The following is a 25039-nucleotide window of genomic DNA, read 5'->3' on the forward strand; positions in this document are numbered from 1 at the left end:
GTGATTGGGTTCTCCTGGGAGGAATTCACATTCCTCGCACCGGGGGACAGAATGCATTGTCGTTGGCTCGTCGTCGCATTGACCCTGCTGTCCGTCGGCTGTGCCCATTCGAAGCGTGCACCCGAAGCGGAGCTGCCCAAATACGAGCACGTCTTCCAGAAGCCCCTGACGGAGGCGCTCGCCGCCACGCGCCAGCTGCTGGAGGAACAGGGCTACACGTTCGAGGAAACGGAGGACCCCAACCAGCTCGTCACCACCTGGTCCGAACCCGACCGGGCCGGCTCGCGCAACTCCACGTACTCGCGCTACCTGGTGACAGGCATCGCGCTGAGCCCGCGTCAGTCCGTCGTGCGCATCTTCCGCATGACGCACCAGACGACCGGCAATGACGTCGAGTGGAAGAAGCTGTGGTGGAAGATGTACCTGGAGCGCGCCGAACAGCGGGCCCAGCCCTTCGTGAAGGAGGTGGACTTCGACCAGGACGACGCGGAGACCAAGCGGCTGTCCATGCTGCGCGGCGCCCAGCACGGCACCCGCGACCTGGACCTGGAGCAGGCCCTCACGCTGCGGCTGGAGTCCGCTCCCTCTGTCGAAGTCCTCGCCGGCAACGCGGCGGAAGACAAACGCCCCGCCCCCGTCCGCGCGCCGGAGTTCTACCTGGAGCGCTGGAAGAAAGAGGCCGTCGCGGAAGGCCCGTGCACCACGTCCGTGCGCGGCCTGCCGGAACTCCTGCACCCGGGCCTCACGCTGCTCATCGGCGAGCAACTGGGTTCCAACGAAGTCCCAGACGTCGTGGGCCACGTGGCGTGCCAGGCGGCCCAGACGGGACTCGCCGTGGCCCTGGGCCTTTCGATTCCCGACACGGAGCAGGCGCGCGTGGACACGTACCTGTCCAGCCCCGGCGCCCCCGCCGACCAGGACGCGCTGCTGGAAGGCCGCTTCTGGACTCGCACGTACCAGGATGGACGCAGCAGCCGCGCCGTCCTCGACCTCATTGACCGAGTTCGCGCGCTGCGTGCGGCGGGCCTGCGCGTGACGGTGGTGGCCTACGACACGGACTTGATGAACGGCAGCGAGCGCGACGCGGCCCTGGCGCAGGTCTGGACGAAGCGCCGCGCCGCGAAGCCGGACGAGGTCCAGGTGGTGCTCGCGGGCAATACGCATACCCAGACGGAGAAGGGCACGCAGTGGGACCCGGCCTTCACGCCCATGGCCCACCTGATGAAGGACCGCTCACTCGTCGTACTGGACATGAGCTACGCGCAGGGCACGCGATGGGGCTGCGACCTGAACCGCGACAGCAAGCTGGTCTGCGGCATCGTGGGCGCCACGCCCACGCCGACGGTGGCCGCCCGCCCCGGCCTGAGCCCGTACATCCAGCTGCGCGAGACCGCTCCCAACGAGCCCCTCCAGGGCCTGCTGTACGTGGGGCGGCTCACGGCCTCCATGCCGGCCATCCGCGGACCGCAAGCCGCGCCGCCCACCGATCCCGCCCAGGCCCCCCGGATGCCCGGCCGCGACCGGCCTCTCCCAGGCGTCTTCTAGCGGACCACGGGTTGACGACAGTTAACGTCAGGGTTAATCATTCACCCTGACGTTAACGAACCTCGTCCGTCCGGAGTCACCGCCATGAAGCCCATCCCCGAGGACTGGCCGCGCATCTCCTCCAGCCTCTTCTACGTGGACGCTCCCGCCGCCATCGACTGGCTGGAGCGCGCGTTCGGCTTCCAGACGCGCCTCAAGGTGGAGGGCGCGGACAACAGCATCGTGCACGCGGAGCTGGCCTACGGCGACGGCGTCATCATGGTGAACTCCTCCGGGCGCCACGGCCTCCACCAGAGCCCCCGGCTGCACGGGGGCGTCAACACGCAGACCCTCACGGTCTACGTGGACGACGTGGACGCCCACTGCGCCCAGGCTCGCGCGGCCGGCGCCGTCATCCTCATGGAGCCCGAGACCAAGAACTACGGCGACGACTGGGGCACCAACCGCACCTATGGCGCCGAGGACCTCGAAGGCCACCGCTGGTGGTTCACCCAGCGCGTCTTCGGACCGAAGTAGGTTCGTCCGTCATGGCCACCCCGTCCGCGCTCGACCGCACCCTGGCCGCCCTCGCCGACCCCACGCGCCGGGGCGTCGTGGACCGGCTGCGCCACCGGCCCCACCCCGCCGGAGAGCTGGCCGCCGCGTTCGACATGAGCCCCCCGGCCATGTCCCGCCACCTGCGCGTGCTGCGCCAGACGGGGCTCGTGGAGGAACGCATCGACGCGGACGATGCCCGCGTGCGCGTCTACTCGCTGCGCCCGGAGCCCTTCGCCGCCCTGCGCGGCTGGCTCGACGAGGTGGAGTCCTTCTGGGGCGACCAGCTGGGCGCCTTCAAGGCCCACGCCGAACGCACCCGCGGCACGAAGCCCTCCAGAGGCCGCAAGTCATGACGGCCGACCGCGCCCGCGTCACCACCTTCGTCGCCGTATCCCCGCTGGACGCCTTCGAGGTCTTCACCGAGGAGACCGACCTCTGGTGGAAGAAGGGCCCGCGCTACCGCGGCTTGCAGAACCCTCGCGGCGTCCTGCACTTCGAACCGCCCGGCCCCGGCGGCCGGCTGCTGGAGTCCTTCGAAAACGACGTCTACGAAATCGGCCGCGTGCTCCTCTGGGAACCCGGCGCACGGCTCGTCTTCCAATGGCGTGCGAGCAACTTCGCCCCCGGAGAGACCACCGAGGTCGACGTCCGCTTCGAGCCCACCTTCGGCGGCACCCGCGTGGTGCTCGAGCACCGGGGCTGGGACGCCATCCGCATGGACCACCCCGTGCGCCACGGCCAGGATGGAGCGGCCACTGTCGCGACCATCGGCCGCTGGTGGGGGGACCTCGTCACGCGCTACCGGCTCCACGCCGCGCGGCCCCGCTCCACTTGAGGAAGCCCCGCTGACTACTTGCAGGGGCCGCAGTCCGCCGCGCAGCTGTCGGCCGTGTTGCTGCCGCCGCACTTCTCCGTCAGCTGGCACACGCCGTCACCGCAGCGGTAGATGTCCTGGGGCAGCATGCGCGTGGTGATGGGCCGGTAGTTCACGCCGTTGTACGTGCAGCGCGTGTAGTACGTCCGCGTGGCGTCCAGCGTGCAGTAGTACCGGCACGCGCCCACGTGCTTCATCGGCGTGCACGCCGTCGTGTCGCTCCAGGACGACAGGCCGCAGGTGCGCACCGTGCTCTCGTCGTAGTCCAGGTACGCGCCGTCGTTCGCCGCGAACGTGCCCTCACCCGTGAAGAGGTTGCCGAAGAAGCACGCCTCCTTCTCGTTGTAGGTGCTCAGCTCGTCCGTGGAGTACGGCATCATCCCGCCCACCGCGTCGCGCCCCAGCACGGAGATGTTCACGTGCACGCCGTACTTGTTCGCGTGCGCCGCCAGACACGCGCTCACCACCTGCTGCTCCGCCACCGTCGCCGGCTGCCCCCCGGCCCACCCCGGCGCCAATCCCAGACTCCCGTCCCACAGGTAGCTCTTCCCCGTGGACGGCGACTGGTAGGTCAGCGTCATCCCCGCCGCCATCGAGCACCTCACCACGTAGCGCATCACCATCTCCGCCGAAGCGGGATCCTGTTGGAACCAGGTCTGGAACGCGTTCGTGGACAGGCCATTCACTGTCAGGCCATTCACCGTGAGGCCATTCACTGTCAGACCATTCACTGTCAGACCATTCACCGTCAGGCCATTCACCGTGAGCCCATTGGTGGAGACCAGCCCGTCCGAGGACTGGCCCGTCACCTCGGTGGCTTCGTTGATGGGAGCACCGCAGCCCACCAGCGCCGCGGCCAGACAGAAGAGCGCCGTCCAGGGGGAGGAACGGAATGAAACATTGCGAGGGGGATTGCGCTGCATGGGGACTGCCTCCGCGTGAGGGCCTCACGAGCCGTGCGGCCTGATCAACCGGTAAACGCACTCCGACGACGCGAGCAGCGCCCCTGCCCTCCCGGCCCATCCCCTTCGGTCCTTCGCACAACACGCGCGGCGTGCGGCGGCGGACGCTCCCTCCCTCAGCGCATGGCTGCGAACGCTCACCCCTTCCAAAAAGGTCAGGCAGTCCGCGTCCTGCTCCGGCCGGCCTTCGCCTTCACCTTCGGGCGCGGCGGCCGAGGCAGCCGCACCGTGAACGTCGTGCCGTCCTTCTGCGTCGACGTCACCTCCACCGTCCCCCCGTGGGCCAGGACAATCTCCTTCACGATGAACAACCCCAGCCCCAGCCCGCTGTTGCGCCGGCCGCCCTGCTCACGCTCGCCCTCACCCTGGTGGAACGGATCAAACAGCCGCTCGCGCAGCTCCTCCGGGATGGGCGAGCCGGGGTTCTGCACCTCCAGCACCTGGTGCTCGCCCTTTGCCCAGCAGCGCAGGAACACCGGCGCGTCCGGACTGCCGTGCTCCAGCGCGTTGCCCACCAGGTTGGAGAGCACCTGCGCCAGCCGCTCCGCGTCCCACTCCCCTTCCGCCTTGCCGTCCACGTCCACCGCCACCGCGCGGTCCGGGTACGCCGCGGACAATTCGTCCACCACCTGCTGGCACACCGCCCCCAGGTCCGTGGGGCCCTTGCGCAGCGGGATGCCGCCGGCCAGCCGGGCGCGCGTCAAATCCAGCAGGTCCGCGATCATGTTCCCCATGCGCGTCGCGGAGGACTCAATCCGCTGCGCATGCTGCCGGTGCTGCTCCGGCGTGCACTCCAGCGGGCCCCGGCGCTTCTGCGCCCGCGCGGACAGCACGATGGCGTTGAGCGGATTGCGCAGGTCATGTCCCAGGATGCCGATGAAGCGCTCGCGGAAGCGCGCCTCCTCCACCATCGTCTCCATCTGGCGGGTGCGCTCGGTGACGTCCATCATCGAGCCAATCATCCGCACCGGGCGCCCCTCGTCGTCGCGCGCCAGCACGCCCCGGTCCAGGACATGCGCCCAGCTGCCGTCCGCGCGCTGGAAGCGGTACTCCTCGCTCCAGACGTCGCCCGTGGACGCGACGAACTCCACCAGCCGGTCCACCACCCGGTCCCGGTCGTCGTCGTGCACGCGCTCGCCCCACCAGCCCAGCTTGTGCTCCAGGATGGACGTGGCGTGGCCGAACGCGTTCCCCGTGCCCGGGTCCCACCGCACGTGGTCCGTGGCGAAGTGCCAGTCCCACAGCACGTCATGCGTGGCGCGCGTCGCCAGCCGGTAGCGCTCCTCCGCCTCGCGCAGCGCGCTCACCGTCTGCTCCGCCCTGGCCAGCGCGGCTTCCACCTCTTGCCGCGCCGCCCGCTCCCGCTCCGCCTGATGCGCGTCCGCCGCCTGGCCCTCGTCGCGAGGGAGCAGCCACAGCGCCAATCCCTCTCCGTGGCGCACCACCACGTACCGCCGCCCCGCCGGGTCCCCCGACAGCAGGCCCACATGCGGAACACCGCGCATCAGCACGCGCACGAACGTCGCCACGTCGAACAGCGCGGCGCCCTCTCGCGTCCACAGGGACACGTGACGGCCCAGCTCCAGGGAGCGCACCCAGCCCTCCGCCGGGACGTTCATGGACGTCCAGCGGAAGTCGAGCGCTTCGCCTGTCTCCCCGTGCAGCGGCTCGAGGAGGACGCAGGGCGTCTCGCTGTCAGCGGGCAGTTCCCATGCCGGAGCCATTCCCGGCCCCCAGGACAAACCCATCATCGTGCTCCCCCCGACGCTACAGGTCTGTTCCCCCACCCTTCACGTCGGTGCCGGGCAGGCTGGAAAAACCCGCGTCTCACGGAATACTGACACATCTGGCCACGAGTGGAGCAGCCCTGGAGGGCAGGAGGCGCGAAAATCGGTTCACCCCCGAGCACTGGACCTGCCCTTCAGGACAGGTCAGTACCGGCCCTTGACGCCGATGATGGGCAGGGCAATGGGCAGTCCCACCGCACTCTTGGTCAGGGGTTGCCGGCTGTAGCCGCCGCCCAGGTAGTCGAAGCCCAGCGTCTCCGTGTTGAGGGTGACGTTGAGCATGTCCAGATAGGCCTCCAGGGTGAACGTCTCGTAGGCCCAGGCCTTGGAGACGCGCAGGTCGAAGCGGAAGAAGGGCGGCAGCCGGTCCACCTGATCGCGATCCACCTGCACCCACGCGGGGCGGCCGTCTGAGTCCACGCCCTCGCGGTGCGTCTGGCTTCCCAGGGTGCCGTACTCCGGGCGTCCACTGTTGAAGTGGAGCACGCCTCCCAGGGTGATGTTGTTGGAGAACTTGTGGCTGACCACCAGGTTCAAGATGTGTGTCTGGTCGAACGCGAAGGGCAGGTCCGCGGAGTCCTCGGAGATGACCCGACCTGACGAGTCATATCGATAGAAAGTGGTGCGCCGCGTGCTGCGCTGGAGGCTGTACGAAAGCCAGCCAAACCAGTTGTTCCCCAGCGGGTAGCGGATGAGCACCTCCAACCCATACGCCAGGCCATGGCTGGTGAAGTCCGGGATGTCCCAGTCGTCCCGGCTGACGGGCGGTCTATCAACGTCAATCTGCCGCGCGCGCACCCGGCGGAAGCCGTCCTGGCGAGGGGGGCCCCCACCGGGCGGAGGCTCAACGACGTCCGGGTCCCCCGGGTCTCCGATGTCGTCCGTGAGGCCCTCGTCGGAGAAGGGCGTGAGCTCGATGGTGCGCAGCATGGGGTTCACATAGACGTCCAGCCCCACCTCCCACTTGTCGAAGGCCTTCCACTCCACGCCCGTGGAGAGCTGCACGCCTTCCTGGAGACCCAACAACAGACTGCCCACGTCCACCACCGGCAGGCTGATGAGGGTGGTGGGCGGCTGGTGGAAGATGCCGGCGCCGCCCTTGAGCGTCACGGTGTCGGTGAGCTTGTGGCGCACGGTGAGGCGCGGCTCGATGACCTTGTGATCGAACCCGCCGGACAGGTGGTAGCTGTCCAGGCGCAGGCCGGGCACCACCGTCCATCTGTCATTGGGCGTCCACACGGTTTCCGCGTACGCGCCGGTGAAGGTGGCCAGCGCCACGGGCACGCGCACCGTGTCCTCCTCCACCTCCTGGCCGTTCTCCACCGTGAGCACGTCCACGATGGCGCGCTTGTGCTCCAGGTCCGCGCCCGCGCGCAGCAGCAGCCGCTCATCCAATGGCACGCTGTAGCCCACGCGCCCGGAGAAGTTGTCCTGGTCGATGTAGATTTCGTTCCCGTTGTCCGGCCCGCGCGACACGACAGCGAAGCGGTCCAGGCCCCACGTCCCGCCAATCTCGAGCTCACCCTTGCCCAGCGGGTGGCGGCCGCGCAGGTCCACGCGGTGGAAGGCGACAGACTGGAGCGCGGTGTCGCCCTGGTCGTCCTGCGCCTCCGAGCCGAAGGTGTCCGACGAGCCAAAGGCAAACAACCGCAGCTTGCCCTGCCCCACGTCCTGCTCCACGCGGGCCTGATAATCCCAGAAGTCCAACACCACCTTCGGGTTGGTGCGCCCCGGCGGCGGCGGGTCCTGCAACTGATTGGCCGCCAGCGCGATGATCCACGGAGTATAGGAATAGCGGCCCGCGAGGCTGATGCTGGTGCCGGTGGACTTGAAGGGCGTCTCGATGAAGAAGCCCGCGTTGATGAAGTCCGCGTAGGCGCTGCCGTGCACGCGGTCATCGCGAGGCCGGGTGAGGCGTCCGTCGATGGCGCCGCCCATCAGCCGGCCGTACTGCGGCGGCGGCGAGCCCGGATAGAAGTCGATGGCGTCCAGGAAGTCCGGGTGGATGACCGCGGGCCCCAGGAACAGGTGGAAGAGGATGGGGATGCGGATGCCATCCAGGAAGTAGCCCGTGGACGCAGGCTGGCTGCCGCGCACCACCGGGTACGCCACGCCGGACAGCATGCTGCCCACGCCCGGCAGCAGCATCACCACGCGGAAGGGGTCGCCCATGGTGCCGGGCACCTCCCGCAGCTCCGCGTCGTGCAGCGTGATGCGGCTCACCTCGGTGCGCTCACGGTCGCCGCGCACCACCGTCTCGTAGGGGTTCACCACGAGCGGCTCCAGGCCGTAGACGACCTCCAGCGACTCGGTGGACTTCAGCGCCTCGCGGAACAGGCCGGGCTTGTGGCCGGGGGCGAACACGCGCACCGCCTGGCCACCCGTGGGGAAGCGCGCCTCGAAGCGGCCGTTCTCGTCCGTCTGCACCGGCGAGTCCGGCGCCGCGTCCGACACCAGCGTCGCCCCAATCAACGGCCGGCGGTTGCCCTTCTCCCGCACCAGGCCCTTGAGGGTAATGGGGCCCTGCGGCATGGGAACGCCGCCGTCCGCGCTGGTGGCCATCGGGACGGGCGCCTCGAAGCGGTACTCGAAGAACAGGCGCACCGCGACGGGCTGGCCCTCCATCATCGCGGGAGAGAAGCGTAAGGAAGGCGCCGCGTGCAGGGCTGCCTCGTTGAGCAGCGGGTGCACGCCGTCCACCAGCGTGGCGGAGTCCACCTCGCCCGCCTCGTCCACCAGCAGCTCCAGCTTCACCGTGCCCGCCACGCCCTCGCCCACCAGCCGGGGCGGGTACGGCGCGGGCGAGTCCTGCGCCAGCGAGGGCGGCACGAAGGCCGCCAGCGAGGGGCCTCCGTCCGTGCCAGCAGCCGCACCGGGCTCCACAGCCCAGCCGCCATCGGTGGTGCGCTGGAGGTCCGCCTCCTTCGCGACCGTGCCCCCGTCCTGGGGTCCGTCCCCTTCCGTCCACGGCGCGCCCATGTTCCGTGGGGCGGCGCCGGGGGTGAGGTTCTCCTCCGTGACGGGCAGGCCCGCGTCCAGGGTGTCGCCCAGCCGGGCACTGCCAGGGTCCGCTTCAGGAGATTGGGCTTGAGCCGGCCACGACAGGCACAGGCAAAGCACCAGCGCGGCGGCGTGCCAGGGGGTGCTCCTCTTCGCGAAGGTCATGGGCGATGGCGTTCGTGCAAGGAAGGTCCCGGCCAGCATCCATGAGGCCAGGGGATGTCCTCCCTGACAAGCGCTGCTCCGTGACGCGTGCCATCACCGCCCGCCCGGGGCCGTGCGGGCAGCGGACCTTTTCCGCTGGAGGACATTTGCACTCCGCGTCACGTCTCGCCGTGGATGACGGGACCGCTCCCCGGGACAGGGCGCCCCATTTCGGATCCATCCCCACCTTCCAGGAAGTCGCCCTTTCCCATTCCCGGACGCCATGCCCATGGTGGAACGCCCCAACCCTCCCAGAGCACTCTCCAACGACATGCACCAAGGCAGGGTTCGCGTGGCGCCCGGCGTCACGCGAGCCCGCTTATGATTCCCCCGCCGTCCCTGCGCTACCTTCCTCACGGACTGCTCGCGTCACTGCTGTTGGGCCTGGTGTTGATGCCGCTGCTCTTCCCGCCGTCGCTGGCGCGCGCGGGCAATGAAGGACCGGACACGTTCATCGACGAAGGGCCCCCCGGGGCCACGCCCTCCAGGGAGGCCACCTTCGTCTTCACCGCCACCACGCTGAAGCCCGTGTTCTGGTGCTCGCTGGACGGCAGCCTCTACATCCCCTGCGAATCCCCATGGCGCCTGAAGGACCTGCCCGTGGGCGAGCACACCCTGGACGTGTACGCGGTGGACGTGAACACCGCGCAGCGCGACTCCACCCCGTCCGGCTGGGTATGGCGGGTGACGAAAGCCGACCCGCGCGCGGGCACGGCCCGCCCGCCCGCGTCCGCGCCCTGAAGGCCCCTTAGCGGCGCGTGGGCAGGATGGCGCTGGCCACCAGGCTCATCAGCTTGAGCTGGGGGCGCGGCAGCCGTCGCACCGCGCGCAACAGGCGGCGCATCTCCGGCAGGTCGTCCTTGTCCGTGGAGTCCTCCTCCCACAGCCCCGCGCCCGCCGCCGCCGCCAGGGCCAGCCCCAGGGACGCGTCCGCGGACAGCTGCAGCGCCAGGCACAGGCGGAACAGCGTGGGGACGCTGGGCATCATCTTGCCCCGCTCCAGCCGGCCGTAGACCTCCGACGCGATGCCGACGCGATCCGCCACGTCCGCCTGCGTGAGGCCAGCCCGCAGCCGCGCGGCCCGGGCCGCCGCCCCCACACTGACCGCCAGCTTGCGCTCCAACTGCCGCCGCGACAGCGCCGCCGCCGACGCGGGCGCCGCACGGGGCTTCTTCCGGAGGCGGCCGGAAGCGAGAGGACCTCGGGGGTGGGTTTTCACCACATCAACCTTGCACGTGACGTCCGGTGGGGTGGCCGCAAGGCTCGCGACCCCTCCACCGCCGGAGCGGTTCAGAGGTCGTTATAACCCGCCACGTCAGTCGGGCCCATCCCTATATGGCAGGTAGTCCCGCATTCCCCCGTCCACGGGGAGCGCGTCGTTCATGGCTCCATTAGCCCACATGAAACGACACGCGAATCCTGGAAGGTCTGGGAGATTGTCCGGGTTCGGGGCCCCGGGGTTGCGCCGAGGGGTCAACCGTCCGCGGCGGCGACGCGCTCCCAGCCATCCGGGTAGTGCGTGACGAGCCCCAGGGCGTCGGTATCCACCTCGGCGACGAAGGCGCCTCCCGCGCTCTCGTAGCGGTAGCGGGTGGAGGACAGCCGGGTGTAGCGCTGCTCCAGCCGCTCCAGGGACAGGTCCGGCAGCCGCACCCACGCGGCCGTCACGTCCCGGGACTGGCCTGGCTCCAACCCCAGCCGGCGGATGGGCAGGGTGTTGGTGGCGGGGGTGACGCTCAGGTCCACGTCCACGCACCCGCGCAGCTCCGGCACCTCGCGTCCGTCGCGCCACCAGCGCTGGTGGTCATCCACCTGGAGCACCAGCGTGCGCCGCGTGCCGCCCTGGTGCACGGCCAGCCGCACCTCGCGCGTGTGCCAGTCCGGGTCGCACGCCACGGTGTAGCGCACGAGCAGCGGAAGCCCCTCGCCCACCAGCACCACGGTGCCGGTGAAGAGGGGCCCTTGCGCGGACTCCCACAGCTCGAAGTGCTCGGTGCCGGGAGACTCCAGGCGCCGCCAGGTCAGGGCTTGCAGGCAGCGGCCCTCGGGCGCTCCGCCGGGCCGGGCGGTGCGCGCCGTCATGGGACGGGCGGCCTCACGGCGCGCCACGTCCGGCGTAGAGGCAGTCCAGGGCCTCGTCCAGCAGGCACAGGGCGGCGTCGCTCCAGCCGCGCAACCGCTGTTGGGGCGTGGGACGGCCCACGTGGGGGATGAGCTGCGCGTCGGCGGCGTCCTCGATGAACTGCGCCTGCTGCTCTGGGTTGAGCTCCGCCCAGCGCCGGTGGCCCACGGCCTTGCGCCAGTCGTAGCCGTCCCCCAGGTATTGCGCGGCGAGCGCACCACTCAGGTAGCCCGTACCGCCGTGCTGGTGCTGCCACACGTGCGTGAGCTCGTGCACCAGCAGCCGGAAGCCCACCGCGCCGTAGCCGGGCGGGATGAAGAGGACGTCCCCATGAGCGAACGCGCGGCCCGGCAGACCCAGCAGGCCCAGGGCGCCTTCCTTCACGCGCACGCAGTGGTAGTCCAGGCTGTCGCCGAAGATGGGACGCAGCCGGTCCACCTCCGCGTCCGTCAGCCGGCGGCCCACGGGCTCCAGGCCCGACACCACCTGCACGGCGGACAGCACGCGCCCGCCCAGCATCAGCACCAGGTCCACCGGCACCTGCGCCACGCGGAACAGGCAGCGCTTGAGCTGGGGCAGCCCGTCGCGCGAGCGCCCCGTCGCGCAGCGGGCCATGCCGCTGGCGAAGAGCATCAGCGCCAGGTACGCGCTGCGCGCGGCGCCCGCGGACGCTCCGGCGATACCGGTGAACAAACCGTGGCCCGCGTCCGCCACTCGCGCCGTCAACGGCGCAAGGCGGGGAGCGTCACCACGGCGGGAGTCACGGACGGCTTGCGGATTGAGCGAGGTGGGAGACCCCAAGGACCCTCTCCAGGAGCGTGCGCAGCTCACCAGCCCGCCAGGGCCGACCGAGTGCGAAGTGGGTGTCACAAGCCGTCAGGAACGTGGCGCTCGCTTCAGGACGGAAACCGGAGGACAGGAGGATGCGCGGACCGTGGAAGCCCCGGTCCACCAGACGGCAGAGGAAATCGCTCACGACGCGGCGATCCGCGTCGAGGTCCAGCACCAGCCCGTCCACCGCCACGCCCATGTCCAGCCGCCGGTCCGCCGACGTCGCCCCCAGCGACGTCACGATCCGGCACGCCAGCCCCACCTCACGCGCCACCGCCAGCCGGACCTCGGGGGCCTCGGAGACCACCAGCAGGACCGGCGCCGCCTTCCCCGTCCGGGGCGAAGCGACCGGGACCCGGGCCCCGCGCCGTGCACCCGGGACCGCGGGCGCCGTGGGACGGCTGAAAGCGAATTCCGGGACAAGGAGGGAAGATGGTGCGGTGGACACGCCCCAAACAATAAGCAGCAAGAACGGAAATATCAAGCTTGGCTTGAATCACCGTCAGAACGGGGAGCTCCTACCAGGGTGAGGGACGCGATCTCCGGGGCGGGGCCCAGGCGCAAGGGGGGGCCCCAGTAGCCCGTGCCGCGGTGCGTATAGACCCGGGTCCCGGCGACGGTGGCCAGGCCCTGGACGACGGGCTGCTGGAGCTTCACGAAGAACATGAAGGGGAAGATCTGGCCGCCGTGGGTGTGGCCGGACAGCTGGAGGTCCACGCGCAGGCCCTGCAGGGACAGGGCGGTGCGGGGCTGGTGGGCCAGCAGCAGGCGGGGCACGTCCGGCGGGGCGCCGGCGAGCGCGAGGTCGGGGCGGCTCTCCAGGGGCGGATCGATATGGCCGGCGTCATGGTCGGTGACGCCGGCGACGACGAGCCGGGCGCCGCCGCGCTCCACGACGCGGTGTTCGTTGGTGAGGACGGTGATGCCCAGCCGGGCGACCTCGGCCATCCAGGCGCGGGCGCCGTGGTAGAATTCGTGATTTCCGGTGACGTAGTAGACGCCCAGCGGAGCCTTGAGGGACGCGAGCGGCGTCATCTGGTCGCGCAGCTCGTCCACGGAGCCGTCCACCAGGTCGCCGGTGATGGCGACGATGTCCGGCTTCAGGGCGTTGACCTGGTCCACCACGCGCTGGAGCCACACGCCGTCCAGGGTGGGGCCCACGTGCACGTCGGACAGCTGCACGACGCGCAAGCCCTCCAGGCCCGGGCCCAGGTCCTTGAGCGCCACGGTGGTGCGCTCCACGCGGGCTTTGCCACGCGCGGTGACGAAGGCGAAGGCCACGGCGGGCACGACGGTGCCCAGCACGGCAGCCGCGCGGCCCCGGGCGAGCGCGTGCATGTCCGTGACGGTGCCGGACAGGGACAGCGCTGCGCCGACGACGTCCGAGGCCAGCACGGCGGTGAGGAAGATGCCGAACGCGCCCAGCCAGAGGTACGCGCCCCACTGGATGACGCGGGAGAAGCCGGTGGCCTCACGGCGCGCGGCGCGGAAACCCGCCAGCAGGATGAGGAAGCAGAAGCCCAGCAGTCCCCAGCCCACGGCGGCCCAGGGGGCGGGCCAGCCGGGCGCGGTGAAGAGGCGCAGGCCGATGTAGACGTGCAGCGCGACAGGGAGGCCCAACCCCAGGAGGAGGGACAGCACCCACCGCCAGCCCGGAGCCCCGGCCGAGCGCCGGGCCCGCCGTGATGAAGCTTCTTCCGAGGACACGTCCGTCGTCACGCGCGCCACCCTGTCGTCCCGGGAGCCGGGACGCCTTCGAGCACGGGAAGATAACGGCCACCCCCACGGCGCGCCCGCCAGCCCCGCCGGACGCCTGGCGGGGCCGCCATGAGCTGGTATTCCTTGATAAACATGGAATCACGCCCTGGGTATTCCTGGCTCGCGCTGGCGCTGTGCAGCGTGTTGACGACGGGCTGCGCGACCGCGACGTGCCTCGACAGCGAGACGTGCTGCGTGGAGGCCCACCCGGGCAATCCGGCCGCGTGTGGACTCACGGCGGGCGAAGCAGCAGCCCTCATGGGAGCCACCGCAGGCGCCGGGACTGCCGCCGCGATCACGTCATCTCAAGCCAAGGAGGATGAGTTCGCACACAACGCCCACCTTCCCGAATGGAAGCAGCGGTGCATCCGCGCATGGAACGACTGTGCCGACGGTAGACTCGATGGTCCCTGCACAGCCTGTCTCCGCCGCTGTGAGGGGCAACACGAGTGGCCTGCCGATATGTGCGGGCCGAAGCCGAGGAAGCGTTAGATGACCGCCCGACCCGATTGGGACGCGATACGGGACCTGTCGCGTCGTGTGCTGCGAGAGGGAGCACCCCTGGCCCTCACGCAGGACGTGCACGCGCTCCTCCTCCGCACCGCGGACGAAGTCGGAATCGCCAGCGCCGCCGAAGCACTCCTGACCGATGCCGGTGCGCTCACGCTCCTGCGCGAGTGCGCCCGTCGCATCACGGACGGCTCCAACAGACTCATGGATGCGCTGCACCGGATGTTCCGGTACCAGGACGCGGGCGATTACGAGCGCGCGCGCCAGGAGATGCGCGACGTGCTCTCTGTCGAAGTCGTCCCCTACTACCGCGAGGCAGCACAGGGACAGCTCGACGACATGGCCGACGCGCCGTGACCGGCTGGGGCGCGGCGCCCCAGAAGCAGCCGCGCCCCGCCCCTGTCAGCTCCGCGAACGGCGGCGGCGCACCAGGGCGCCCAATCCCACCAGCGCCCAGAGGCTGATCATCCCCGCGGGCGCCGAGCCGCAGCCGCAGCCCACATCCAGGTCGGTGGGGCCTCGCACCTGGAAGCCCACCTCCGGTGAGCGCAGCCCCGCCTCGCCCTGCGGCGTCACGACCTGGGCGACGACCTTGTGCGCCCCCGTCGCGAGCGCCGTGTCCGCCGTCAGCACGTGGCGGAAGACGCCTTCGTCATCCGCGGTGGCGGTCGCGAGCGCCGTGCCGTCCAGCTCCAACCGCACGGACGTGCCGGGCAGCGCCACGCCCACGAACATGAAGGTCGGATCCACCGTCGAGCCCTCCTCGGGCACGAGCACCATGGGCGTCGCAGGATCCACCGGGCCCGCGTCGGAGCCGCCATCCGTTCCGCCGTCCGCGCCAGGCACCACCACCTCGAAGCCCACGACGTCGGAGTACGGCCCGTCATCGCCCGCCTCGTTGTGCGAGTGCACCGTGACCTTGTGCGTGCCCACGCTCAGCGGCGCGGTGGCCGGCACCTGGTAGCGGAAGCGGCCCAGCAGGTCCAACGGCACGATGTTGTCCGGACCGTCGTCGATGACCACGCCCACGCTGACGCCATTGGCCGCGGTGCCGGCGAACAGCGGCGTGGGCCCCACCGTGTCCCCGTTCGAGGGCACCACCAGCACGGCCATCTGCACGACGCCACCGTCCGCGAGCACCACCGCGGGCGTGGTGAAGCGCACCGACGTGGAGGGCTTGCTCGCCACGCCCAGCGACTCCGCCCACGCGACGACGTCATGCGCGCCCGCGCTCAGCGGCGCGATGGGGTCGTAGGTGAAGCGGCCGTCCGACCCCGGCACCGCCGCGCCAATCTCCCGCCCATCCACGACGATGTGGACGACCGGCCCGTTCGTGCCCGCGGTCCCTTCGAAGCGAGGGCGCGTGGTGGTGGACGCCTCGCCCGCCTCCGGCGCCGTGATGACGGGCGTGACGGGGACCTGGAAGGACTGGGACACCTCCTGCACCGTCCCCGTGGACGAGCCCGAGCCCCCGTCCGGAGTGCCGGCATCCGACGTCGTGGTGGCCGGTCCCGCGCCGTACGAACCCGCGCCCGGGTAGGCGGACACGCCCGCGCTGCCCGCGCTCGCGTTGGGCACACACGCGAGGGTCTTGCCCTCGAGCAGGATGCGGCCCCCGGCGCCACCACCGCCCGGCCCGAAGGGCTGCTTGTCCAACTGGGTGTTGCCGCCCGCGCCGCCCCGCGCCTCGACCCCGCCGCAGTTCACGATGTCCACCGCGCGCAGCACCACCGCGCCGCCCGCGCCGCCACCGCCCGCGCCGTCGTTGCCCGACGAGGCCCCCGCGGTCGAACCCGAGGCGCTGTAGATGCCCTTGCCCTCGAACGCGGTGGAGCGGATGAACACCACGCCGCCACCCGCGGCGCCGTTGGAGCCGGCCTGGTCGGAGCCCTGCCCCGCGCCGCCGCCACCGCCGAACGTGAAGCGCTCGAACACGGAGTAGCTCAGCGCCGCGCCGCCCAGCCCGCCCTGGTCGCGCGAGCCGTCCCCGGAAGCCGTGCGCCCGCCAATGCCGCCCACGCCGCCGTGCCCGCCACCTCCACCGCCGGCCGCCGCGCAGTTGCCGCCGCCACCGCCGTTGGTCAGGTTGCCGCGCCCGGTGGTGATGCCAGTGCGGGAAATCTTGCCAGCCACGCCCTCGCCGCGCTCGGAGCCACCCTTGCCATGGTCCAGCTCCAGCGCCGTGCAGCCATTCAGGTCGGCGACGTCGGCCCGGAAGACACCGCCCAGGGAGCCCAGGCCATCCGCGTCGATGCGGCCTTCGTTGGCGACCTTCCCACTCACCAGCATCGCGAGGATGCCGCCGGACTTGCCGTTCCACGGCGACACGGTGAGCCGCGCTCCCTCCGCGATGATGACGTCGGAGTACTCGGACACGCGCACCACCTGGGCGCGCCCCGTGGCGTACGCGTAGCGCAGCGGCGCGGTCAGCGTGAGGAGGGTGGGCGTGGAGGACGTCACCTTCTCCACCCGCGCCAGCTCCCAGCGCCCCAGCGCGACCGTCCCCGTCAGCGTCACGGGCTTCGTGTTGCCCACGTCAGGCGCGGAGGACAGGCCGGTGCTCTCGTGGATCATCACCAGGTCACCGGCGGAGATCTTGAGGCCAGACACGACCAGTTCCTTGCCCCCCCCCGCCACGCTCTTCCCCAGCGGTGCGTGCACGTCCAGGGCGACGCCCTGTCCCGAGGTGAGGTTGAGCACGCCGTCGCGTCCGGTGCCCAGGTCAAAGGAATCCGGCTCCGCGCGAGCGACCTGCGCCAGGAGCAATCCAACGATGAGAGCCAGCGTGATGCGCATGCCCCCATGGTGCCCCACCGGGCGTCCGGGGTCGAGGGTGGCCCAGCCGCTTCAGCGGGACGGAATCAGGTCCTGGAGCCCCCGCGTGTTGACGGGCGCGAAGAAGGGCTGCCGCAGGAGCCGTCCCAGGGCGCGGCGCTCGACGCAGAGGAGTTGGAGCGAGTCCTCCCACTCCCCCAGCACGGCCACCGCGCGCACGTCGGCCGCGTCGCGATACAGGTCGTTGAGGTTGTGCACGAGCGCGGACACATCCTCCACCTCCCAGCGCTCCGTGACGTCGCCCGCCGCGACGTGCAGCTCCAGCACGGGGCGCTCGCGCACGTCCACGACTTTGAACTTCCGGGCCGCGCCACCCATGGCCGCGGTGAGGGGGCCCACCAGCTCATCCGGCCGGACGCCGTACCCCACGGTGAGCCCGCCCTCGAGCACGCCCGCGTCGCACAGCCGCAGCAGCGACACGTGGGGAGGCTCGCCCTTGGGCACGAGCCCGGACGCGGCGGCGGAATCCTTGAGCAGCCGCTCGCGGTCGAGCGCATCCAGCAGGGAGGCCATGGCCGGGCCACCCTATCAGGGCTCCTCCCCCTCCCAGTAATCCACCTGCGCCTCCAGGGGCAGGTACGCCATCAGCGTGCGCGCGGCCTTGTCGCCCCCGGGCGCGGCGCCCGCGAAGACGCCCACCTTCTTCGAGTCCGGGTACACGAGCACGTCCGGCGCCTCCATGGTGGAGAAGCACAGGTAGCGCAGCGGCTCCGCGCCGTCGTTGATGAGCTGGTGCGCGCACTCCGCGCCCGGCGGCAGCGCGACGTAGTCCCCTTCGCGCACGGGCAGCGTCTCCGTCCCCAGCCGCAGCGAACCCGTGCCGGACAGGACGTAGACGGCCTCCTCATTGCCCAGGTGGTAGTGCAGCGGCCACGAGCGGCGGCCTGGCGGAAGCTCCACCAGGCTGCACCCGAGCTTGCGCCCGTGCGCGGCGGCGCCCAGTTGCTTGCGCTTGAGCGCCACGCGGCTGCCGTGGGCGAGCTCGGTCCAGGGAACGTCTTCGGCGTGGATGAGGTGGGGCGAGGCCATGGCGGACTCCTGTTTCACGGGCGCTCCGCGACGAGCGCGAACACGCGGTGGGGAACGGACATCGGCTCCTGGGGGAAGCGCGCGGTGAGGAGCGCGGCCAGCGCGGCGTCGAAGCGGGCCACCTGCTCTGGAGGGAGCATGGCGCCAATCCGCGCGTTGGCGCGCATCCGTCCACGCCACGCTTCGTGGGTGTAGGGCGTGAGCGTGTCGAAGGTGAAGGACGTGAGGGACTGGAAACCGGCCACGCCCACGTCGCGGAACCACTGCGGGTAGATGCCCACGCCCTGGCCGAAGTGATCCACTGCCAGTTTGACGCGAGGGCTGAACTCCTCCACCAGGGCCTCGGTGGCCTCCAACAGGTTACCGGGCAGGGCCGTCCAGTCGAAGTGGCAGACGATGAGCTTCCCGCCGGGCTTGAGCAGGCGGAAGACCTCGCGCGCGGCGGCGGCGCGGTCGAACCAGTGCCAGCACTGGCCCGCGAACACGCGGTCGAAGGAACCCGAAGGCAGGCCGGTGTTCTCCGCGGACGCTTCACGGAAGTCCACGCGGAGGCCTTCGTCGCGAGCAAGTTGTGCCGCGGCCTCCAGCTGCGGTGCGGACACGTCCAGGGCGGTGACGTCGCAGCCGCGCCGGGCCAGGTTGCGCGCGACGGTGCCGGTGCCAGTGCCCAGGTCGAGCACCCGCAGGCCAGACGTCAGCACGCCGTCCTGTTCGAGCCGTGTGTAGAAGGCATCCGGGAAGCCTGCCCGGTGTTTCGCGTAGTCCGACGACGTGCGTCCGAAGTCCACGTTCATGGTCGTTCTCCCCGCCAGGTCATGCCTCGGCCATGGGGAGGCTCAGCTCGACAGGAAGGTCCAGTCGAGTCGAGACTCCGCTCCAGGGAGGCACGCGAAACATGGTGCGTCGTGCAGGGGGACGTTCTCAATCTCGATTCGACCATCCAGTTGAGGAGGAGCTGCTGCGCGCGGAGGAGGCGGCGGCCCTGCTGGGGGTAAAGCGAGCGACGCTCTACACGTACGTGAGCCGGGGGCTCGTGCGGTGCGTGCCGGAGAAGGGCACGAAGGAGAACCGCTATCTGCGCGCGGACGTGGAGCGGTTGAAGACGCGCCACGATGCCCGCGCGGGCCACGCGGCGGTGGCCTCCGGAGCACTGCGCTGGGGCGAGCCCGTCATCGACTCGTCGGTGTCGCGCATCAGCGAGGAGGGGCTCTCCTACCGGGGCCACGACGCGGTGGAGCTGGCCACGCGAGGCCACCGCTTCGAGGACGTGGCGGAGCTGCTGTGGACCGGGCACCTTCCGCGGGAGTCCACGGCGTGGCCCGCCCCGGAAGCACCGTGGGACAACGCCGGGAGCACGGAGCCTCCGGTGCGAGGCAAGCGGCAGTCAGCTTCGGAGCGCGTTGCTTCAACGCCCAGGGACGCGTTGCTCGTGTCTCCCACCGCGCTCGCGGCCATGCTCCCGCGAGACACCCCTCCCCTCTCCGCCCTAGCCGCGCTGGTGCCGCTCCTCGCCGCGAGCGACGCGGGCCGCTTCGCCGCACCCGTGGAACAGGACATGCTCCGCGCGCGGCGGCTCATCCGTCACCTGGGCGCTTGGGTCTGCGTGGCCCAGGCTCCCAGCCACGTGTCGCGCGCGTTGAAGGAACCCACGGTGGCCGCTTCACTCGCTACGGCCTGGGACGCGAAGCCGAAGCGGACCGCGGAGCTGATCAACCTGGCGCTGGTGCTCTGCGCGGACCACGAGCTGAACACCTCCACCTTCGCGGCCCGCGTGACAGCCTCCTCCGGCGCGGACCTGTACGCGTGCATCAGCGCGGCGCTCGCGGCCATCTCCGGCCACCGTCACGGCGGCGCCTGTGACCGCGTGGAAGCGCTCATCGCGGAGGTCGGCCGTCCCGAGCGCGCCGCCCAGGTCGTCCACGGCCGCCTGCGCCGGGGTGAAGCCGTGACGGGCTTCGGCCACCGCCTCTACCTGAAGGGAGACCCGCGCACGCCACCGCTCGTCGCCGCCGCGTTGAGCGTGAAGCCCGAAGCCCCCAAGGTCCGCGTGGCCCGCGCCGTCATGGACACCATGCGGGACGCCGGTCATCCCCCGCCGTCACTGGACTGGGGCCTGGTGATGCTCGCGGACGCGCTGGGCCTGCCTTCCGGCGCCGCCACCGTGCTGTTCAGCCTGGGCCGCACCGCGGGCTGGGTCGCCCACGTCCTGGAGCAGCGTGAACAGGGCCACCTGCTCCGTCCCCGCGCCCGCTACGTGGAAGCCCCGGTCCGGTAGCACCCTGAAACATGACGGGCGGCTGTCACCTGGCGTGCACGCCGCGCGGCTTTCCGTTTGGCGCTCCGGGCTCCCGTGCACACACTGGCAGCCCCGTGAGCACCTCCCGTCCGACCCTGCCCTATCCCGCCCTGATGTTGCTCGGCAACGTGGCCTTCATCGCCTCGTGGATCGTCATCCTCAAGCGCCCCGAGGGCTGGCAGCTCGTCGGCCCCGTCCTCCTCGCCCTCTTCCTGGCCCTGCGCGTGGGCGGCGTGTGGAAGTACGCCCTGAACCACCCGGACCCCGCCGGACGCACGAAGCGCTCCGCCATCCTCTCCACCGTGCTGGCCGTGCTCGCCGTGGGCCTCTGGGGCTACACGTGGATGAGCGGTCCCCGCTAGGGATGAGCGGCCCCCGCTAGCAAACGAAACGGGCGCCCCTTCCGTGAGTGGAAGGCAGCGCCCGTCGTCACTTCCAACAGCGGAAGCAGTCCCGCGTCAGACGTTGAAGCGGAAGTGCATGCAGTCGCCGTCCTGCACGACGTACTCCTTGCCTTCCACGCGCAGCAGGCCCTTCTCCTTCACCGCCGCCTCGCTGCCCAGCTTCACCAGGTCCGTCCACCCGAAGACTTCCGCCTTGATGAAGCCGCGCTCGAAGTCGGAGTGGATGACGCCCGCCGCCTGCGGCGCCTTGAAGCCCTTGTGGATGGTCCACGCGCGGCACTCCTGCTCGCCCACCGTGAAGTACGTCCACAGGCCCAGCAGCTTGTAGCCCTCGCGAACCACCTTGTTCAGGCCCGGCTCCGTCAGGCCGGAGTCCGCCAGGAAGCCAGGGCGGTCGGCCTCGGCGAGCTGCTGGATTTCCGACTCCAGCGCCGCCGCCAGCACCACCACGCCCGCGCCCTCCTTGGCGGCCATGTCGCGCACCTGCTGCACGCGCGGGTCGCTGTCTTCCTTGCCAATCTGCCCTTCGCTGATGTTCGCCACGTACAGCACGGGCTTGTCCGTCAGCAGGAACAGGTCCTGGATGGCCGCCTTCTCGTCGTCGGTGAGCTTCTGCGCGCGCACCGTGAGGCCTTCATCCAGCTTCGCCTTGATGCGGTCGAGCAGCGCGACCTCGGCCTTCGCCTCGTCGCCCGCCTTGCCACCCATCTTGGTGTTCTTCAGCGAGCGCTCGCGGCGCTTCTCCACGGTCTCCATGTCCTTGAGGCACAGCTCCGTGTCGACCACGTCCCGGTCCCGCACCGGATTCACGCCTCCCTCGACGTGAGTGACGTTGTCGTCCTCGAAGCAGCGCAGCACGTGGAGCACCGCGTTCACCTGCCGGATGTTCCCCAGGAACTGGTTGCCCAGGCCCTCGCCCTTGGACGCGCCGCGCACCAGGCCGGCGATGTCCACGAACTCCAGCGACGTGGGGATCTTCTTCAGCGGCTTGATGAGCGCCGACAGCTGGTCCAGGCGGTCGTCCGGCACCGGCACCACGCCCACGTTCGGCTCGATGGTGCAGAACGGATAGTTCGCAGCCTGAGCGCCCGCGGCGGACAGGGCGTTGAACAGGGTGGACTTGCCCACGTTGGGCAGACCGACGATGCCAATGGAGAGAGCCATGATGGATTCCTGGAACAGGCGGGCGCGGCGGAAGACTCCCGGCCGTTAGGCCGAGCGGCGGGTCGCCGAGGCGCTGGTGGCGCCGGGCAGGCCCTGCACGAACTGCTCGGCCAGCGCGCGGTGCTTGGCGTCGTCCATGCGCTCGCTCATGAGCTTGCCGGCCACTTCCAGGGCCAGGTCCACGGCCATGGAGCGGACCTCCGCGATGGCCTTGGCCTTCTGGTCCTCAATCTCGCGGCGGGCGGACTGCTTCAGCTCCTCCGCCTCCTTGCGGCTCTTGGCCATCAGCTCGTCGCGGAACTTCTCCATGTCCGCCTGCACGCGGCGGGTGCTCTCCGCGGCCTCACGGCGGGCCTCGGCGATGGCCGTCTTCTGGTCGGCGAGCAGCTTCTCCGCCTCGGCGCGCTCACGCTTCGCGCTCTCGATGGCGTTGGTGATCTGCTTCTCGCGCTCCTCGACGAGCGACAGGATGGGCCCCCACGCCTTCGCCCGCAGCACCAGCAGGACGATGACGAAGGTGACGATGGTCCAGAAGATGAGGCCCGGACGGACCTCCACGAAGCTGCTGGCGGCGAGGACTGAGGGCAGGAACATGGCGGGTCCCGGTGAAGCGAAAAGACAGAGGGAGGATGCGGGAGACTTCAGGTGCGACGGGTGCTGCGCACTGCGAGCCGGAACGCCGGCGCCCCTTCTTCCCGAAGAGGACGCCGGCTCCCGGTGACACCAACGCCCTGACTCAGACCTTGATGGCGAGCAGGATGCAGACGACCAGCGCGAACAGCGTGGCGCCTTCGATGAGCGCCGCGGCGATGATCATCGTGGTGCGGATGTCGCCGCCGGCGGCCGGCTGACGGCCCGTGGCGTCCATGGCGGCGGCGGCCAGCTTGCCGATGCCGAGGGCGGCGCCGATGATGGAGAGACCCGCGCCGATACCGGCGGCGAGGAACGCGAGAGCGATGTTGGTCATGGGAGCACGTCTTCTTTCGTGAAGCGGGACCCGCTTGTGGGGGGGTCGTGAATTCCCTTTAGGACTACCTCCGGCGGCCTTTCGAACCGCCGGGTCTTCAACCGGAGCGCGCCGTCACCAAGACGTGCGCCCCGTCAACTTGTCCGGCTCAGGCGTGGTGCGCCTTGCCGTGGTCGTGGCTCTTGCCACCCTCGTGGTGGTCATCGTGGTGGTGGCCCATGGCCACGCTCATCCCGATGAACAGCGCCGACAGCATGGTGAACACGTACGCCTGCACGAAGGCCACGAACAGCTCCAGCAGGTAGATGCCGAAGGCGAACGGCACGCTCACCAGCGCCACCGCGGGGTTGCGGAGCATGAAGATGAGGCCCAGCAGGAAGAAGATGACGATGTGGCCCGCCAGCATGTTGGCGAACAGACGGATGGTGAGCGCGAAGGGCTTGGTGAACAGGCCCAGGAACTCCACCGGAATCATGATGGGCCACAGCCAGGGAGCCACGCCGCCCGTCAGGTGCTTGAGGTAGCCACCGATGCCCGCCGCGCGGATGCCCGCCGCCTGCGTGACGAAGAAGGTGCACAGCGCCAGGCCGCAGGTGACGGCGATGTTGCCCGTGGCGGTCGCCATCCAGGGGAACAGGCCCAGCAGGTTCATGAAGAGGATGAAGAAGAACGCGGTGAGCAGGTAGGGCACGTAGCGGGGGCCCTCCTCCTTGCCGATGTTCTTGATGGCCAGCTCGTCGCGCACGAAGAGGACCAGCATCTCGAAGAGGTTCGCCCCGGCGCCGCGCGGCACCAGCTTCGTCTTGTCGCGGTTGCTCCAGATGAGGATGGAGCCGATGAGCAGCAGCGCCGCCAGCCACATCATCACCGTGTGCTTGGTGATGGAGAGGTCCAGGCAGCCGACGCCCAGGCCCGGGTAGACCTCGCCGTGACCGCCGCCGTGCGGATCCGCCACCGGCGTGCAGGCGCCATCCTTCAGCGGGATGAGGATCTGCGGCAGGTGGATGGGGATGTGGTTGTGGCTGAGGGGAATCTCGAACTCGTACTCGTTCGAGTCGGACACGTGGTGGAGGATGTAGGCGGCGACGTCCTCGCCCTCGGCGTCCTTGTCCTCGTTCGCGTAGCCGTGCTCGCCGGCCTGGTCAGAGGCCCATACGACGCCCGCGAACAGACAGGCGAACAGCACCATTGCCTTGCGCATCACTCGTCTCCGCCCGCCGTGTCTTTCGACGCGGCCATCACGTAGCTGACTTCAATCCACTGCAGCGCGAAGTAGACGCCGAAGAAGCCGCCCACGAACGCGATCGCGCTCAAATTCCGGGACACCACCCACGCCAGCCCAATCCCCACGCCCACGCCCCTGAGGGCGAAGACCACACCGACCACCTTCAACGCCGCCTTCAAATCCGCCTGCAACGAAGCGCGCCGCTTCAGCACCAGCGCCAGCACGCCCGTCATCGCCGCGATTCCCACGCCCAGCAGCGCGGCGACCCGGTCCTCCGTCACCTTCGGCAGCACCGCCGCCACCACCGTGCCCACGCCCATCACCGCCGCCGCCAGCCCCGCGTGCGTCCAGAACGGGTCCCGCTTCGGCTGTCCGCCCGTCCCCGTCACTTGCGCTTCCCCAGCCGCGTCATCGCATGGAGGAAGCTGTAGAACCCCACGCCAATCCCCACCAGGCTCAAGCCCAGGAGCAGCCAGGGCGACGTCCCCAGCCACTTGTCCAGGAAGTACCCTCCCAGGACCCCCACCACCGCCCCGCCCACCAGCTTCCAGACCGCGGAGATGTACGGCTCCGCCGCCCGCATCTGCCGGGCCGTCTCGCCCAGCTCACTGCCCGGCGCGTCCGCCTGCTTCCGAGGCTCCTGGTCTGCCATGCGGACGCCTCACCAAACCCCGGGAAAGTCTTGGGTTTCCTTCACCAACCCCGACCCCGCCCATACACGCGCGGGCGCCGCTTAGCACCGAATGAGCGGCGCGTGCAACCGGTACGGGGGCGCGGGGCACCCCACCGCCAGCAGCGGTTGCGGCACCCGCAAGCGCAGCTACCACGGCGCCGGGGCCATGGGGCTGGTTTCTCCTCTATAGGAGGGGCTCAAAGGAGCAGGCGGCCCGGGGGGCGCCTGGTGGATCAGCGGCGGCAGGGGTCGCCGGAGCATGGGGGAGGTGACGGGCGGCCGGGCGGAGCGCCCTCCGTCTCTCAGCACCGGGACT

Annotated in this window: 26 protein-coding genes; 8 read left to right on the forward strand and 18 right to left on the reverse strand. The window is 70.5% G+C overall.

Annotated features, from left to right (window positions below; translation table 11 throughout):
- Nucleotides 1-51 precede the first annotated feature (51 nt).
- The 4 genes from D7Y04_RS25425 (at nt 52) to D7Y04_RS25440 (ending at nt 2917) form a co-directional block, all read left to right on the forward strand.
- Nucleotides 52-1545: a hypothetical protein gene (locus D7Y04_RS25425; protein WP_121760965.1), complete on the forward strand. Its 1494-nt coding sequence runs from the start codon at nt 52-54 to the stop codon at nt 1543-1545.
- Between the two features lie 84 nt (nt 1546-1629).
- On the forward strand, nt 1630-2061 hold the full coding sequence (locus D7Y04_RS25430) for a VOC family protein (RefSeq protein WP_121760966.1): 432 nt from the start codon (nt 1630-1632) through the stop codon (nt 2059-2061).
- A gap of 11 nt (nt 2062-2072) precedes the next feature.
- Complete coding sequence (locus D7Y04_RS25435; RefSeq protein WP_120596142.1) at nt 2073-2435, forward strand: helix-turn-helix transcriptional regulator; 363 nt, start codon at nt 2073-2075, stop codon at nt 2433-2435.
- The gene (locus tag D7Y04_RS25440; RefSeq protein ID WP_121760967.1) at nt 2432-2917 is read left to right on the forward strand and encodes an SRPBCC domain-containing protein; all 486 of its coding nucleotides are present in this window, start codon (nt 2432-2434) and stop codon (nt 2915-2917) included. Before D7Y04_RS25435 ends, D7Y04_RS25440 begins: the two co-directional genes overlap by 4 nt.
- A 14-nt stretch (nt 2918-2931) precedes the next feature.
- Here D7Y04_RS25440 and D7Y04_RS25445 read toward each other — a convergent pair whose 3' ends face one another.
- From D7Y04_RS25445 to D7Y04_RS25455, 3 genes are all read right to left on the reverse strand, one after another.
- Nucleotides 2932-3879 (reverse strand): hypothetical protein, encoded by a 948-nt coding sequence (locus D7Y04_RS25445; protein WP_121760968.1) that lies wholly within the window; start codon nt 3877-3879, stop codon nt 2932-2934.
- A 194-nt stretch (nt 3880-4073) separates the two neighbouring features.
- Nucleotides 4074-5642 (reverse strand): ATP-binding protein, encoded by a 1569-nt coding sequence (locus D7Y04_RS25450; protein WP_158620843.1) that lies wholly within the window; start codon nt 5640-5642, stop codon nt 4074-4076.
- A gap of 207 nt (nt 5643-5849) precedes the next feature.
- Nucleotides 5850-8870 carry a TonB-dependent receptor domain-containing protein gene (locus D7Y04_RS25455; protein WP_233601576.1) on the reverse strand — a complete coding sequence of 1007 codons (3021 nt, stop codon included), beginning with the start codon at nt 8868-8870 and terminating at the stop codon, nt 5850-5852.
- A gap of 360 nt (nt 8871-9230) precedes the next feature.
- Between D7Y04_RS25455 and D7Y04_RS25460 the strand changes: the two genes are divergently transcribed.
- Nucleotides 9231-9650, forward strand: coding sequence for a hypothetical protein (locus D7Y04_RS25460; protein ID WP_121760969.1), 420 nt, complete (start codon nt 9231-9233; stop codon nt 9648-9650).
- A 7-nt stretch (nt 9651-9657) separates the two neighbouring features.
- On the opposite strand, the gene D7Y04_RS25465 is transcribed toward D7Y04_RS25460, so the two are convergent.
- From D7Y04_RS25465 to D7Y04_RS25485, 5 genes are all read right to left on the reverse strand, one after another.
- Nucleotides 9658-10128, reverse strand: a complete 471-nt coding sequence (locus tag D7Y04_RS25465) for a helix-turn-helix transcriptional regulator (protein WP_366928131.1) — start codon at nt 10126-10128, stop codon at nt 9658-9660.
- Nucleotides 10129-10382: 254 nt separating this feature from the next.
- Nucleotides 10383-10991 (reverse strand): putative glycolipid-binding domain-containing protein, encoded by a 609-nt coding sequence (locus D7Y04_RS25470; RefSeq protein ID WP_121761159.1) that lies wholly within the window; start codon nt 10989-10991, stop codon nt 10383-10385.
- Nucleotides 10992-11004: 13 nt separating this feature from the next.
- A complete protein-coding gene (locus D7Y04_RS25475) occupies nt 11005-11832 on the reverse strand; it encodes a DUF4157 domain-containing protein (protein ID WP_233601577.1) in 828 nt (275 codons plus the stop codon).
- On the reverse strand, nt 11792-12169 hold the full coding sequence (locus D7Y04_RS25480; RefSeq protein WP_233601578.1) for a hypothetical protein: 378 nt from the start codon (nt 12167-12169) through the stop codon (nt 11792-11794). Before D7Y04_RS25480 ends, D7Y04_RS25475 begins: the two co-directional genes overlap by 41 nt.
- A gap of 173 nt (nt 12170-12342) precedes the next feature.
- Entirely contained in the window at nt 12343-13581 is a 1239-nt protein-coding gene (locus tag D7Y04_RS25485) for a metallophosphoesterase (RefSeq protein ID WP_370457221.1), read from the reverse strand.
- 531 nt (nt 13582-14112) lie between these two features.
- Here D7Y04_RS25485 and D7Y04_RS25495 point away from each other — a divergent pair.
- Nucleotides 14113-14487, forward strand: a complete 375-nt coding sequence (locus D7Y04_RS25495; protein ID WP_121760970.1) for a DUSAM domain-containing protein — start codon at nt 14113-14115, stop codon at nt 14485-14487.
- Between the two features lie 45 nt (nt 14488-14532).
- Here the strand turns inward: D7Y04_RS25495 and D7Y04_RS46585 are convergent, their stop codons facing one another.
- From D7Y04_RS46585 to D7Y04_RS25515, 4 genes are read right to left on the reverse strand one after another with little or no spacing between them, the layout of a single operon-like run.
- The gene (locus D7Y04_RS46585) at nt 14533-16926 is read right to left on the reverse strand and encodes an MYXO-CTERM sorting domain-containing protein (protein ID WP_121760971.1); all 2394 of its coding nucleotides are present in this window, start codon (nt 16924-16926) and stop codon (nt 14533-14535) included.
- A gap of 51 nt (nt 16927-16977) precedes the next feature.
- Complete coding sequence (locus D7Y04_RS25505) at nt 16978-17478, reverse strand: hypothetical protein (protein WP_120598659.1); 501 nt, start codon at nt 17476-17478, stop codon at nt 16978-16980.
- A gap of 15 nt (nt 17479-17493) precedes the next feature.
- Entirely contained in the window at nt 17494-17994 is a 501-nt protein-coding gene (locus D7Y04_RS25510) for a cupin domain-containing protein (protein WP_120598658.1), read from the reverse strand.
- A 14-nt stretch (nt 17995-18008) separates the two neighbouring features.
- Nucleotides 18009-18788 carry a class I SAM-dependent methyltransferase gene (locus D7Y04_RS25515; protein WP_120598657.1) on the reverse strand — a complete coding sequence of 260 codons (780 nt, stop codon included), beginning with the start codon at nt 18786-18788 and terminating at the stop codon, nt 18009-18011.
- A 101-nt stretch (nt 18789-18889) separates the two neighbouring features.
- Between D7Y04_RS25515 and D7Y04_RS25520 the strand changes: the two genes are divergently transcribed.
- Both D7Y04_RS25520 and D7Y04_RS25525 read left to right on the forward strand, forming a co-directional pair.
- Entirely contained in the window at nt 18890-20269 is a 1380-nt protein-coding gene (locus tag D7Y04_RS25520) for a citrate synthase (protein ID WP_121760972.1), read from the forward strand.
- Nucleotides 20270-20364: 95 nt separating this feature from the next.
- Nucleotides 20365-20652 (forward strand): hypothetical protein, encoded by a 288-nt coding sequence (locus D7Y04_RS25525; RefSeq protein WP_121761161.1) that lies wholly within the window; start codon nt 20365-20367, stop codon nt 20650-20652.
- A gap of 96 nt (nt 20653-20748) precedes the next feature.
- Here the strand turns inward: D7Y04_RS25525 and ychF are convergent, their stop codons facing one another.
- The 6 genes from ychF to D7Y04_RS25555 all read right to left on the reverse strand — a co-directional run bounded on the left by ychF (nt 20749) and on the right by D7Y04_RS25555 (nt 24702).
- Nucleotides 20749-21858 (reverse strand): redox-regulated ATPase YchF, encoded by a 1110-nt coding sequence (gene ychF, locus D7Y04_RS25530; protein WP_121760973.1) that lies wholly within the window; start codon nt 21856-21858, stop codon nt 20749-20751.
- Between the two features lie 45 nt (nt 21859-21903).
- Nucleotides 21904-22452, reverse strand: a complete 549-nt coding sequence (atpF, locus tag D7Y04_RS25535) for a F0F1 ATP synthase subunit B (RefSeq protein WP_120598654.1) — start codon at nt 22450-22452, stop codon at nt 21904-21906.
- Nucleotides 22453-22594: 142 nt separating this feature from the next.
- Nucleotides 22595-22825, reverse strand: coding sequence for an ATP synthase F0 subunit C (locus D7Y04_RS25540; protein WP_014400382.1), 231 nt, complete (start codon nt 22823-22825; stop codon nt 22595-22597).
- Nucleotides 22826-22973: 148 nt separating this feature from the next.
- Entirely contained in the window at nt 22974-24026 is a 1053-nt protein-coding gene (gene atpB, locus D7Y04_RS25545; RefSeq protein WP_121760974.1) for a F0F1 ATP synthase subunit A, read from the reverse strand.
- A complete protein-coding gene (locus D7Y04_RS25550; protein ID WP_121760975.1) occupies nt 24026-24439 on the reverse strand; it encodes a hypothetical protein in 414 nt (137 codons plus the stop codon). The genes atpB and D7Y04_RS25550 overlap by 1 nt, the downstream gene beginning before the upstream one ends.
- A complete protein-coding gene (locus tag D7Y04_RS25555) occupies nt 24436-24702 on the reverse strand; it encodes an AtpZ/AtpI family protein (protein WP_121754501.1) in 267 nt (88 codons plus the stop codon). The genes D7Y04_RS25550 and D7Y04_RS25555 overlap by 4 nt, the downstream gene beginning before the upstream one ends.
- Between the last annotated feature and the right edge of the window lie 337 nt (nt 24703-25039).

Source organism: Corallococcus sp. AB038B (assembly GCF_003668955.1).
Classification (GTDB): domain Bacteria; phylum Myxococcota; class Myxococcia; order Myxococcales; family Myxococcaceae; genus Corallococcus; species Corallococcus exiguus.

What these genes read in the sequence shown, in the direction of transcription:
- D7Y04_RS25425 (WP_121760965.1), top strand. Translation starts at nt 52, where the DNA reads ATGCATTGTCGTTGGCTCGTCGTCGCATTGACCCTGCTGTCCGTCGGC.
- D7Y04_RS25430 (WP_121760966.1), top strand. Translation starts at nt 1,630, where the DNA reads ATGAAGCCCATCCCCGAGGACTGGCCGCGCATCTCCTCCAGCCTCTTC.
- D7Y04_RS25435 (WP_120596142.1), top strand. Translation starts at nt 2,073, where the DNA reads ATGGCCACCCCGTCCGCGCTCGACCGCACCCTGGCCGCCCTCGCCGAC.
- D7Y04_RS25440 (WP_121760967.1), top strand. Translation starts at nt 2,432, where the DNA reads ATGACGGCCGACCGCGCCCGCGTCACCACCTTCGTCGCCGTATCCCCG.
- D7Y04_RS25445 (WP_121760968.1), bottom strand. Translation starts at nt 3,879, where the DNA reads ATGCAGCGCAATCCCCCTCGCAATGTTTCATTCCGTTCCTCCCCCTGG.
- D7Y04_RS25450 (WP_158620843.1), bottom strand. Translation starts at nt 5,642, where the DNA reads ATGGCTCCGGCATGGGAACTGCCCGCTGACAGCGAGACGCCCTGCGTC.
- D7Y04_RS25455 (WP_233601576.1), bottom strand. Translation starts at nt 8,870, where the DNA reads ATGACCTTCGCGAAGAGGAGCACCCCCTGGCACGCCGCCGCGCTGGTG.
- D7Y04_RS25460 (WP_121760969.1), top strand. Translation starts at nt 9,231, where the DNA reads ATGATTCCCCCGCCGTCCCTGCGCTACCTTCCTCACGGACTGCTCGCG.
- D7Y04_RS25470 (WP_121761159.1), bottom strand. Translation starts at nt 10,991, where the DNA reads ATGACGGCGCGCACCGCCCGGCCCGGCGGAGCGCCCGAGGGCCGCTGC.
- D7Y04_RS25495 (WP_121760970.1), top strand. Translation starts at nt 14,113, where the DNA reads ATGACCGCCCGACCCGATTGGGACGCGATACGGGACCTGTCGCGTCGT.
- D7Y04_RS46585 (WP_121760971.1), bottom strand. Translation starts at nt 16,926, where the DNA reads ATGCGCATCACGCTGGCTCTCATCGTTGGATTGCTCCTGGCGCAGGTC.
- D7Y04_RS25505 (WP_120598659.1), bottom strand. Translation starts at nt 17,478, where the DNA reads ATGGCCTCCCTGCTGGATGCGCTCGACCGCGAGCGGCTGCTCAAGGAT.
- D7Y04_RS25510 (WP_120598658.1), bottom strand. Translation starts at nt 17,994, where the DNA reads ATGGCCTCGCCCCACCTCATCCACGCCGAAGACGTTCCCTGGACCGAG.
- D7Y04_RS25515 (WP_120598657.1), bottom strand. Translation starts at nt 18,788, where the DNA reads ATGAACGTGGACTTCGGACGCACGTCGTCGGACTACGCGAAACACCGG.
- D7Y04_RS25520 (WP_121760972.1), top strand. Translation starts at nt 18,890, where the DNA reads ATGGTGCGTCGTGCAGGGGGACGTTCTCAATCTCGATTCGACCATCCA.
- ychF (WP_121760973.1), bottom strand. Translation starts at nt 21,858, where the DNA reads ATGGCTCTCTCCATTGGCATCGTCGGTCTGCCCAACGTGGGCAAGTCC.
- atpF (WP_120598654.1), bottom strand. Translation starts at nt 22,452, where the DNA reads ATGTTCCTGCCCTCAGTCCTCGCCGCCAGCAGCTTCGTGGAGGTCCGT.
- D7Y04_RS25540 (WP_014400382.1), bottom strand. Translation starts at nt 22,825, where the DNA reads ATGACCAACATCGCTCTCGCGTTCCTCGCCGCCGGTATCGGCGCGGGT.
- atpB (WP_121760974.1), bottom strand. Translation starts at nt 24,026, where the DNA reads ATGCGCAAGGCAATGGTGCTGTTCGCCTGTCTGTTCGCGGGCGTCGTA.
- D7Y04_RS25555 (WP_121754501.1), bottom strand. Translation starts at nt 24,702, where the DNA reads ATGGCAGACCAGGAGCCTCGGAAGCAGGCGGACGCGCCGGGCAGTGAG.